8 protein-coding genes and 1 pseudogene are annotated in these 11,137 nt (G+C 68.4%); 6 read left to right on the forward strand and 3 right to left on the reverse strand.

Going from position 1 to position 11,137, the window contains the following annotated elements:
* The first annotated feature begins 170 nt into the window (after nt 1-170).
* On the forward strand, nt 171-488 hold the full coding sequence (locus tag ACFYW5_RS37265) for a hypothetical protein (protein ID WP_389421587.1): 318 nt from the start codon (nt 171-173) through the stop codon (nt 486-488).
* A 468-nt stretch (nt 489-956) separates the two neighbouring features.
* Here ACFYW5_RS37265 and ACFYW5_RS37270 read toward each other — a convergent pair whose 3' ends face one another.
* On the reverse strand, nt 957-1,937 hold the full coding sequence (locus tag ACFYW5_RS37270) for an NAD(P)-dependent oxidoreductase (protein WP_389421588.1): 981 nt from the start codon (nt 1,935-1,937) through the stop codon (nt 957-959).
* A gap of 94 nt (nt 1,938-2,031) precedes the next feature.
* Between ACFYW5_RS37270 and ACFYW5_RS37275 the strand changes: the two genes are divergently transcribed.
* Nucleotides 2,032-2,229, forward strand: coding sequence for a hypothetical protein (locus ACFYW5_RS37275; RefSeq protein WP_389421589.1), 198 nt, complete (start codon nt 2,032-2,034; stop codon nt 2,227-2,229).
* 302 nt (nt 2,230-2,531) lie between these two features.
* On the opposite strand, the gene ACFYW5_RS37280 is transcribed toward ACFYW5_RS37275, so the two are convergent.
* On the reverse strand, nt 2,532-5,321 hold the full coding sequence (locus ACFYW5_RS37280) for an FG-GAP repeat domain-containing protein (RefSeq protein ID WP_389421590.1): 2,790 nt from the start codon (nt 5,319-5,321) through the stop codon (nt 2,532-2,534).
* A gap of 307 nt (nt 5,322-5,628) precedes the next feature.
* Nucleotides 5,629-6,384, reverse strand: coding sequence for a calcium-binding protein (locus tag ACFYW5_RS37285; protein WP_389421591.1), 756 nt, complete (start codon nt 6,382-6,384; stop codon nt 5,629-5,631).
* Between the two features lie 100 nt (nt 6,385-6,484).
* Between ACFYW5_RS37285 and ACFYW5_RS37290 the strand changes: the two are divergent.
* The 4 genes and pseudogenes from ACFYW5_RS37290 to ACFYW5_RS37305 all read left to right on the forward strand — a co-directional run.
* A pseudogene (locus tag ACFYW5_RS37290) lies at nt 6,485-7,099 on the forward strand (transposase); the annotation flags it as partial.
* A 90-nt stretch (nt 7,100-7,189) separates the two neighbouring features.
* Complete coding sequence (locus tag ACFYW5_RS37295) at nt 7,190-7,609, forward strand: hypothetical protein (RefSeq protein WP_389421592.1); 420 nt, start codon at nt 7,190-7,192, stop codon at nt 7,607-7,609.
* Between the two features lie 136 nt (nt 7,610-7,745).
* The gene (locus ACFYW5_RS37300) at nt 7,746-8,372 is read left to right on the forward strand and encodes a hypothetical protein (RefSeq protein WP_389421594.1); all 627 of its coding nucleotides are present in this window, start codon (nt 7,746-7,748) and stop codon (nt 8,370-8,372) included.
* Between the two features lie 2,076 nt (nt 8,373-10,448).
* Nucleotides 10,449-11,087, forward strand: coding sequence for a hypothetical protein (locus tag ACFYW5_RS37305; protein WP_389421593.1), 639 nt, complete (start codon nt 10,449-10,451; stop codon nt 11,085-11,087).
* The last annotated feature ends 50 nt before the right edge of the window (nt 11,088-11,137 follow it).

An 11,137-nucleotide genomic window follows, 5' to 3' on the forward strand; every position in this document is an offset into this window, starting at 1 on the left:
GCGAGTACTTTCTGGGGGCGGCCATGGTCGATGTTCCTCTCATGAGAACCATCTGACCCTCTGTCAACACACTCCGCATCTCGGGGGAACCTCACACACCCTCCGGCGCCCTTATAGCCGCTGCACAGATCAGCACGCGGGCCGCGCTCGCCCCCGGCTGGCGGCGCGTCATGGAAGAGCAGACCGTGGGGGATGCCAAGACGGCCATGATCGAAGCACGGGAGGAAGCCGAAGAGGCCTCGCCCATGCCATCCCCGGAACCCGGGGAGCTTGGGCAGCTTGCCGGGTTCCGCTTCGTCACCTACAGCGACGAAGTCGCGGTCGTCGAGCTGGTGACGCGGTTCACCGACCCTGTGACGGTGCTTCAGGTCTCCACGCTGAAGGTACAGTGGCGCGACGGGGACTGGTGCTACGAGGTCTCCGCTATTCACGCCGAGCCCAAGGTCGTCCGCTCTCTGGCGGGCTACACGCCCTGGGGCGGTGTCTGATGGGCTACTGCGACTGTGTCGAGGAATGTACGCCGCGTGCGGCGTTGCGGTCCTGCACGTCGACGAGCGTCATTGTGATCATCACCCGCCAGTCTGAGCATGTCGCAGGGGCAGTCCCCGCTCAAACAGCGGACTGGTCCAACGGCTTCGTCGCTGTCATGAGCGAGGGTGCTCTGAACTACCTGCAATCCCCTCACCTCCATTGCTACGTCACCGGTGGGGCCGTGCAGCACCTCGATGCCGCCGCTGCACTGAGCGGCGCAGAGCACCGATCGAATCTTCATCGTTCTGGCCTGCGTCATCATCACCCTCCGCTGTCTGATCCGACGCGCATGGGCGCCTACCGCTGGGATAGCCGTCCAGGAGTCCGCGCATCCGCTGACTGCCGACCTGGCCTGGGAACGTCGACGGCATCGGCCGGTCGACCACCAGGGTTGCTGCCCGGTCGTCACCCGCCGGCTGTAGAGGTCACGGCGTCGCCACGGGGACACCGTTCGGGCGGCCAGCGAGCAGCGCTGCGATGTGGTCGGCGCAGCGGAGGGCGGCCTCGGCCATGGCGCGCCGGGTCATCCCAGCGACGTGCGGCGTGAGCAGGGCGTTGGACAGGCCGAACAACGGGGAGGTGAAGGCGGCGTGCTCATGGATGAAGGTGTCGACGGCGGCGGCTGCCAGGGGATGTGCCGGGTCGCGTAGGGCGTCGGCCAGGGCTTGCTCGTCGACGATGCCTCCCCGGGAGGTGTTCAGCAGGATCGAGCCAGACCGCATCAGCGCCAGTTCCGCCCGGCCGATCATTCCCCGGGTCTGCGGGGTGAGCGGGAGGTGCAGGGAGATCACGTCGCTGCTGGCAAGGAGGGCGCCGAGGGACTCTGCTCGGCGCACCGCCGTCCCTGCGGGGCGACGGGAGAGGCCCTGAACGGTCATGCCGAGGGCGGCCGCCCGCTCGGCCAGGGCCTGGCCGATCCGGCCGAGCCCGAGGACGCCCAGGGTCAGCTCCGACAGCTCGACCGCGGGGGCGGCCGGTCCGCTCCAGCGGCCGTGGTGCGCGGCCTCGTTGTGGGCTGAGAGGTTCCGGGTCAGGGCGAGCAGCTGGGCCAAGGTGAACTCCGCGACCGCGGTTGCGTTGGAGCCCGGGGTGTGGGTGACGGTGACGCCGTGGTGGGCGGCGGCGGCGAGGTCGACGTGGTGGCCCGGCCGATCACCCGGAGCCGGTTGTCCAGTGCCGGATTGGTCGCTGCCGCCAGGAACGTGGCGCGCAACGGGACGCCGGCCCGGGACTTCACCGCGTGATAGCCGAGCCCATCGCGGATGGTCTCGGCTATCAGCGCCGACTCGTCGAACGCGTCGAAGTCCGCGAAGTCCACCCGGTCCGTCCACGCAGCTCGCGCGCTCGTCTGGTCGGTTACCCGCCGGAGGTTCAGCGTGACTGCCACCCCGTGCCCGAGCAGGCACCCCAGCTCACGATCGAGCAGCTCTCCAGGAGCCGCGTCCAGCAGCAGAACCCGCATCCGCCCCACGAATCTCCCTTTCCCTGCATGCGGACCTTATGGGATCCAAGGTCGGCGGTGTCGTGTCCGCGCTCGCTCTGCTCGCCGCGCTGCTCCTGGTCGTCGTCGGCATACTGCTCGCGGCCGGCGCCGCCTACGTCGTGCACCGCCACCCGACGTGGAGCGCGCCCCTTGGTGCCGCGTTCGGCTCGGTCACGGTGATGGCCGCGCTGGTCGGCGTAATCCTCACCCGGTGAACCGCACGCCCGTGCGTGGCCGGGGCACCGGGGAGCCCCGGCCACGCACGAGCGGGCCTGGCTGGCCTGAGTGGCGGCGGCTGCCAGGCACGGCCGGTGCGGCGGCCGATGCGACTCGGACCTGGCGGAACCGGGCCGGTGCTTCGCCAAGGAGCCGTCCAGGGAAGTAGTCGGCGTGCCAGGCCGTCCGGAATCGCTGCTGCGATGACCTGGCCAGTCTCCTTTGTCGTCACCTGTCATGCCCCCTGCGATCCCCGCACCGGGGCATGGCATACGTCGCGACGTGGCCGGGAAGTGCTCTTCTAGAAGAGGCCCTTGTAGCCCTGCCAGCCGGTGGCGATTCTGACGCGCGCTCCGAAGGATCCCTTGCCGTTGCCGTTGTTGCGCCAGACGTTTCCCGCGCTGTCCCGCGAGACGAGGTCGGCCCTGCCGTCCCCGGTGATGTCACCGACGCCGACGATCACGTTGTAGGAGCCGCCCCAGTTGGAGAAGACCTTCGTGCGGGCGCCGAACGTGCCGTTGCCGGTGCCGTAGTACCGGTACAGGTTGTTCGACGTGTCCTGGGCGAGCAGGTCGCCGATGCCGTCGCCGTTCAGATCCCCGGCCCCGACGATCTTCTTGTACGTCTTCCAGTTGTCGTAGAGCTTCACCCGGGCTGACAGCTTGCCGGTGCTGGTGCCCTTGTAGAGGTAGACGGTCCCGGTCGAGGAGTTCCGCGCGATCAGGTCAGGGCGGCCGTCCTTGGTCACGTCACCGGGCGCGGTCAGCACGTCGTACTGGTTCCAGCCGGACGTGCCCAGCGAGGTGTAAGGCGTCGACGTCTTCAGCGCGGCACCGCACCCCGGCGTGTAGGCGCGCAGGGCGCCGCTGCTGAGCCGCACGAGGACGTCGTTGCAGCGATCGCCGTTGAGGTCCCCGAATGGCACCGCCTTGACCGAGGTCGGCCAGCCGCTGCCGCTCACTTTGCCGGCAAACGTGCCGTTGCCGGTGCCCTGCTGGAAGGTCAGCGCGCCGGAGGAGTTGAGGGTGAGGAGGTCGCCGATGCCGTCCCGGCCCGCGTGCTCTCGCTGCACGGGAGCAGCGAGAGTCCCGCCTGGCATCAGATGGATGCGTTCATCGGCGTCCACGAAAGCTACGCGGCCGCTGTCGGGGTCCAGGGTCCAGCGCACGCGTCGGTCCGAGGTGCTGCCCTCGGGCATGAGGTTTGTCGTCGCGGGCAGATCGGCCAGGTCAAAGTTGACTGCCTGTCCGGAGCGCACATCGGTGCGCACCAGCTTGCCGCGCTCGTTGTCATGGCGGACCAGGAACCCGTCGGCCAGCAGCGCGTCCCCCACGGGCACGGACACCGACCGCCCCCGCGAGCGGTCGAACACGCCGGCCTTCCTCTGCGCGGCGCACGCCCAGTACACGAATCGGCCGTTGACCTGCAGCTCGCTGGGCACGCATGCGGAGCCGACATTGACGTCGACCGCCGCAGCCGTCGAGCCGAGACGGCTCATCGACAGGTGTCCGGCGGTGGACGTCGTGGTCCACAGCTGTCCGTCCCACAGGGTGGCGGCCACGGCCGTGCGCGTCGACACGACCTTGGACTGCGTCCAGTCGACCAGGAAATGCTTCCGGTTCGGGCCGCCCGCAAGCAGCGCGTACCGCCCCTGCGCAGCGCTCACCTCGCCGTAGAAGCCCTCCACCGTCAGCGTCTGGACGTCACCGGCGGGTGTACGGCGGTGAACCAGCTGGGAGTTGTCCACGTCGTTGTAGACGACGGATCCGTCGCCCGCGCCGAACAGCCGCACACAGCTGTAGATGAAGATGCACGGCTTGCCCCCTCCGCCGGCCTGGCGGACCGGCCCCACCTGGGGGACCGCGTCGGCGGACACGGTGCGCGTGTTGAACATGACGTCGTAGGCCGGGGACGAGGTCTGGTCGGTCCAGGCAAGGATGCCGCCCACGAGCGAAAGCCCGTCGACGGGCGCGGGCACCGGCGGCAGATCCATCAGTTCATCGGCGACGATCTGTCCGTCAGTCGCCTCGGAGAGCCGGAACATGCCCCAGTGCGCCTTGTCGGGACCGCCCACCACGACAGCCGATCCGTCCGCCGACGCGTGCACCCAGCCGTCCATCTGCGGGAGCAGCGTGCGCCATTGGCCCGCGTCGGTCAGGGGCCGGGTGAGCACGGCACGGGTCTCGTCGCCGTAGGTGGCCACCACGACATCGTCACCGACGACCGTGAAGTCGGTCTTTCCCACGGTGCCCTGGGCCGGAACGGTGATCACCGGCCCGTCCAGCGCGTCGCGGCGCAGCAGCCGCGCACCGGCTCCCGGATACCACCAGCCGACGTAGTCCTCGCTCAGGACGGGCAGCCGGGCCGAGGTCGTGTTGTAGGGGGCGAACAGCTTGGTCCAGGTCCCGTCCCGGACGTCGACGAGTACCAGTTGGTAGAGAAAGACCTGCGGGTCCTCGGTCGGCACGCGATAGCGCAGCAGCAGCGAGCGCTCGTCCCTCCCGCTCAACGCGAGGAGCTTGGCGTCGGCGGGCCAGCCGGTCACCTTCGTGTCCTCGGTACCGCCACCGGCCGCCTGCTTCAGCAGGTGCAGTTCGCGTACGTTGGCCGAGCCGCCCAGGTAAGCGACCACGACACCCTCGCCGGCCGTCCCCGCATAGGTCAGACCGGTCGGAACGGTCACCGAGCCCCGGTCCTCGCCGGAGCCCATCGCGCGAAACCGCACGACCCGACGGCCCTCGACGTCCGTCGACAGGGTGTAGGTAGTGTCCGACTGGGCGAGCGCATTGGGCTGCTGAGTGCCGGCGAACTCGGTCACCTCCCGGGTCCGGCGCGTCGCGTAGTCGGTCCAGAGCCAGCCGCTGGAGCCTTCCGGACTCGACAGCACACCTGTGTCGCCGAAGCCGATGAACACCGGGTTGCGCGTGGCGCTCCGGTCCGCGGCGGGGAGCACGACCTCGCCCGCCGCGGCGACCTGGTCCGCCCCGACGGCCACCGCCATCCCCATCGGCACGGCACCCGGAGCACCCGCGGCGAGGGCCACGCTCACGGCCAGGGTCGCACCCCCTCTGCCGAACAGGCGGCGTCGCATGACCTTGCTGACCTCCACGGAACCCCCCGGCCCCTCACCCTGCCATCCGCGGCCCCGACAACCCCGACAGCCTGGGAATGAAATGTGCATGCCCTGAGCGGGCGACGGGAGCTTATCAGTGCACACCAGTGGGGTTGCCGGCATGCCCGGGGCAGTGGAAAGGGTCCGCACGACGCAACCCATTCGACGGGGATTGCGGTGGTTGGGGGGTTCGACTACGGCTGGATACGGTCCATGAGTTCGGGGCTGTGGTGCAGTGCTGATGGGAAGGCATGGGAGGTCGTGCTGTCGGTCTGTAGTGTTCAGGTCACCGTACGTCGATGTAATCGCCCGGCGCGTTGGTGGCTGCGGTTGTGGTGTTTCCGGCGTAGCTGTAGCGCCAGTAGCCGTCGCGGTTCGCGGTGACGGTGGTCTTGAGTAAGCCGGTGGAGTTGGCAGTGACGGTCTTGATGGTGGTGTAGCTGCCGTTGGGGGTGCGGAACTGCAGGCGCGCGGCCTGGTTGGGGTAGCGGTGGTAGGTGGAGTCGTTCCAGCTGACGCGGCTGAGGGCGCCGGTGATGGTGAGGGGCTCGCCCTTGCGTACGGGCTCGGGCGCAGCGTTTGCCGTCACCGTCGAGGCGCGCTGGAGGCTGAAGGATGCTGCTGTTTTGCGGTGGTAGTCGCGGTCACGAGCGAGGGCGTTGACGTAGAGGTGCCAGGTGCCGGCGTCAGCGTTCTGCAACCAGCCTTCGCCCATCTGGAACGGGAAGGTGCACCGGGTGGTGGTTTCGTTGACGGCGGTACAGGTTGGGTCCTGGGGCGCGGCGAGAGCGCCGGTGGGGGCGGTGGAGGGCCCTCGGTACAGCCAGGCGTCGATGTACTCGAGGCCGGCCGGATCGCTGGCGGTGACCGTTGCGGAGAACGACGCCTGCGCGGCGGCTCCCACGACGAGGGCCTTTCCACCGTTGATCGAGGCGGACAGGATTTGTGTGTCGCCCAGACGGGTCTCCGCTGACGCTGTCGACGTGTTCAGGCACAGAACTGCCGTTGCGGCTACAGCAGTTGTCACAGTGCGCTTTCCCATTCAAACCCCCTGGTGGAACGCCGGCCCCCGACCTCCGCGATCAAGGACAACCGGAGCGATGGGGGGATGTTAATGCCTTGCAACCGTCCTTCTTCACGGCCGCCTCGAACAGTGGCTCCGGAACCGAAAGCTCCGCTGGTGCGGAGCCCTGGCCCGCACCGCCATGGAGGCCGCTGAGCGACAGCACACCAGCGTCGCCGGAGAGAAGACGGCCGCAGCCATGGTCGCCACGCTCGCCCGCGAAGTGATCGCGCTCAACGACAAGATCAGCGAAGTCGACCGGCAGATCGAGGCTTCCTTCCGTGCCCACAGGCAGGCCGCCATCATTGCCAGCATGCCGGGCATCGGCAACCTGCTCGGAGCCGAGATCCTGGCCGCCATCGGCGGCGACATGGATCTCTTCGGCAGCCGTGATCGCCTGGCGACCTACGCCGGCCTGGCGCCGGCTCTCAGGGATTCAGGCAAGGTCAGCGGCAACCGGCATCGCCCCAAGCGCTACCACCGACGTCTGCAACGGGCCCTGTTTCTTGCCGCCATGAGCTGCATCACCTGCTGCTCTGAGTCCCGTCGGTAATACGACCGCAAACGGGCCGAGGGCAAGAGGCACTCCCAGGCAGTCCTGGCGCTGGCCCGGCGACGGGTCAACGTGCTGTGGGCACTTCTCCGAGGTCAGCGGCACTACGAACTCATGCCACCGATGGCAACCGCCTCATAGGGCCTCTCGTCAATCGCAAACCTGATCGACGAGAGCCGACTTTTCGAGGAAGATGCCGTCAGCATGGACGGATGACGCTGAGGAGCCTCTGTGATCACGCAAGGAGTACAGGTCACAGGTCGGTGCAGTGTCTGCGGAGGCACCACGACCTGCGATGTCGGTCAGTTCATCGACAACGGCATGCTCTGCTGGGGCACCGAAGGACGATGCGCAGACTGCCTGAACGGGTGGTGCGAGCAGGACAGCGGATCCGTCACAACCGAGAACATTCGACAAGCTCTGCTGCAAGTGCACGGGGCGGCACGGCTTCGCCTGTCTGGAGACTTGCTGAGCCTTGCTCCCGTGTTGCAGGCCCTCCGCAATGCGCGAGAACTGTCCCTGGGCGAAGCACGCGTGCTGGCCACGCAACTTGCCGAGACCGGTCTCATCGGCACGCTCGTCGAGATGGAGATTCTGGCGGTTCACCTTCGGAGACGATCCGTCGCGGTGAGCGTTGAACCAGCGGCATAACCTCGTCTGAACAGCACCCGCATCGGCTTGATACTGGCATTGAGAAGTCTTTCCACGCGACAGCCGTGGGGAGAGTCCGTTTCCGCAGCCAAAGCCCGTGGCGGCGGGGCAGTGGGTCCGGCATCATCCCCGTGTGATGGTGATGCAACCCGTTCTTGAGATCTGCGCTGCCGACGACTTTGCGCTGTGGCCCATTGGCGAGCACGAGTCTTACGGCTACCTCGTTCTCAATGGGAAGCTGACTCCGGCGGAGGTCGGCACGGCAGTGATGCGGATTGCCGACTGCAACAACTTCGAGCCGGAGGAGGAGCACGGACCGTGCCCGACCGACCCGCTCGGCACGTTCCTGCACGGGCTGCTCACCATGCCTGACCTGTTCGCCGCCGGCGGGTTCCGGGTGACCGACAACGCCACCGACACCGTCTTCGCCGAGCCGGGTTGCTGCAACGGCTTGGAGACCTGGCGGGACTGGCTTGAGGTGCTCGACGGCACCGGCTGCTGCTACTTCGGCCACGCCCCGTCCTCGATGGCCGAACGTGTGGGCGAAAGAGTCCGGCTGACTCTCGACGCCTATGCGGAGAAAGACAGCCCGGTAATCGAGCTGCCAGTGGACCAGGTGCGCATGCTCGTCACCGGCGCCCAGCGGGACTTGCAGAGCTTCCTCAGCCTCGCCGGAAGCTGGGCCGAACAGCACCTGCTGGCACAGACCGCCGCCGTCACGGCCGCCCTGGCACGGGCACTGGACCTGGCGCCCACACAATGAACAGCTTCCTGACCCACCGAGCGCGCGTACACGAGACCCGCCTCCCACTCAGCCGCCGGCACAGCGCGCTGCGCACGTGCGTCACCCTCTTTGCCCCGTACGGCTTCCGGGCGACGTACCACCACCGAGGTGTTCCGTGAACTGCTGCGCATGGCGCAGCATCCGACGGGATCCTGCGTGACGCGCTGGCCGCCCGCGCGAAGAGGGCCGGCGCCTGACACAGGGCGAGGGGCCGCGCCGACTCCGGCATGGCCTGGCTTTGTTCACCAGCGACGACAGCAGACGTCGACGACTGTCCGGTGACGACGAGCTTGGACCGGCTGCCACGCAAGTTGGACTGTCGCAATCCTTGGGAACTACCTCTCTCGATCGTGCAAGGTCTCCTCGTTGTCCACCGTCGGCGTCTGCTGCTCTCGCCGCGCGGAGCGCCGTAGGAGCATCGCCGGCCTGATCACCAAGTAGACGACCGAGAAGTTCACGCAGCGAGGTACCAGCTCAGAGCTCCAGGCTCTGTCCGTCAGCAGGGTCGTGACGGCACCCGCCGCAATGCCCAGGACAACTGGCGCTCCCACCCATAGCCACCATCGCCTCATACCTGGCAGGTGCCCCAGTTTGGCAGGCCTACTTCGATGGCAATCAGTCCAACTTCGCTGTCGAAGGACAACGACTTCGGGAGTCACCCGCGAGCCGGTGGAGCCGATGTTCACGAGAACGGGAGGCACCCGCCTATCGGCAACGGCGCCAGGATGGACGCCACCTGCGCCCGTAGCCACAACTTGCGCCCCGGCGCCGGCGTTCGACAATGACGCTGCCGAGGCAGGGGGTGCGGACGCCACCAGCACAGAGGCACAGTTGCAGGAACACGGCATCGACCCGGCCGCGCTGCCGTCGGCTTCTGCTCAGCCCACTCGCGAGCAGTTCCGCGACCGCGTCACTGCCATGCCGCTGGTGCCGTGTGCGATGTGCGGGGACGAGCGCGTGACCGCGAGGGTCATCCCCACCGCCTCGGGACCACGCTGGCGTGACTTGTGCTGGCCACCCGCCCGCGCACTGACCCGTCCGTCTACGGATGCGCCGGACACGTTGGAGGGGATCCTCGCGGACCTTCGCTGGGCGATAGAGGAGAGCGAGGCCGAGACGGGAGTGCGCCTGCCGGTACGGCTCTGGGCCGACGACGCGAGCCCTCGCGATGCCCAGGATGGCCAGCACGGTGGCGGAAGCCACCAACCCATCAGATGACACATCAGGGAGCCCCGGCAGCGCACGGCGCTGGGGCTCGCTGGCTGGGTGTTACGGGACAGCAAGCGGACCGGTATAGCCCGTCACAGTCAGTTATCCCAGAGACGTGTCAGCGCGTTCCACAGAGTCTCGAGCCAGTCGGGCGGATTGGACAGGAACTTGTCCGCCACGTGCGCCACGGCGTAGCGGGCAGCGCCCTGCCCGGCGCCCTGCACTATCGCGGCGGGCAGGTCGGCGCTGGCGGCAGCCGGCGGAAAGTGCGCGGGGAGCGGCGACTGGCCAGTGGCGGGAACGCTGTACCGGCTCGTGCTGCTGGTCCCTTGGGTACATGGGGCGGGGAACGCAGCCACGGGCGGTGTCGACTGCGGCGGGTGCGCCGCGCGGTCGGCGGTCCTGCTGCGGCTCTCCGCCTGAGCGCGTCCCTGCGGGGCGGCGGTCCTGGCCCCGGGCGGCGTGTGCAGGCGAGCTGCGATCGGGGCGCGGCGTACGGCCGCCTGTCGAGCAGTCAACGGAGGACCTCCTACGGCGGGTTCTGGTGTGAGCGAGCGGACAGTGACGGATCTGGAGGGCTTCCGTCTCGTCCCGTAGGGATCGGCTCCTTCACCCCTGGAGTCGGGAGCCGAGGCACGGACAGCAGTCATCATCGACATCGGCGCCCGCTTCTGGTGGCAGTACGCCGCAGGCGCCGAAGACGCCCCCGCCTCCTACTGCCTCTACCTCCAGCACCTCGCCCACGGAGAAACCCACGCCGCCGCCCTCTGGCACGCCCAAACGGACGCCTACACAGCCGATCAGGACAACGCGCACACCGAAGAATTCGCCCCGGCCCTGCAATCCATGAGCGCCGACACCAGCCTGGCCACCGTCCTGCGCGTCCTGGCCCAGCTCAGCCGCACCATGCCCACCCGGCGGTACACCCCGGCCGCGCGCGCCGTCATCGAGTTCGTCGCCTCCGCGGTCGCCGGCGGCTACACCCGGCACCCCGACCTCGAAATCCCCTTGCCCGGCACCTTCTTCGCCGAACAACTCGAGATCGTCGCCGCCACGACCAGCACGCAAGATCCGTTCCGGTCCGCGCCCGAGCAATCCCCGGCCACGGATGCCTCACCTGCCACCGATGACCTCCCCAACCGGCTCGCCCCGGACGAGGACCGCAAGCACATCCCCACCAAGACCACCCCCCGCGGCCCCGAACACCTCCTGGTCCAGGTGACCGCCGCCGACCACGAACCCACCACCGCGCACACCTTCTTCGAAAACGCCGCAGCCGTCTGCTGGAAAACCGCCACCGCCACCACCGAACAGGACAGCCGCGGCAACGGCATGGCCTACCGCCTGCGCCGCTTCGCTCAACGCCTGTCCCCAGCACCCTCAGAAGCCATCCGCTTACCGCTCGGCAGGCTTGATCAGTCGAACACGGTTCCTGTTCGAGTGATCCCTCGGTGGTCGGGGCATAACGGCAGGGCCTCCTGGTAGCTCGGGGTTGCGATCCCAACCGAGCAGCACCAGGAGGCCCTGTGCCGCAG

This window comes from Streptomyces sp. NPDC002779 (assembly GCF_042888685.1).
Classification (GTDB): Bacteria; Actinomycetota; Actinomycetes; order Streptomycetales; family Streptomycetaceae; genus Streptomyces.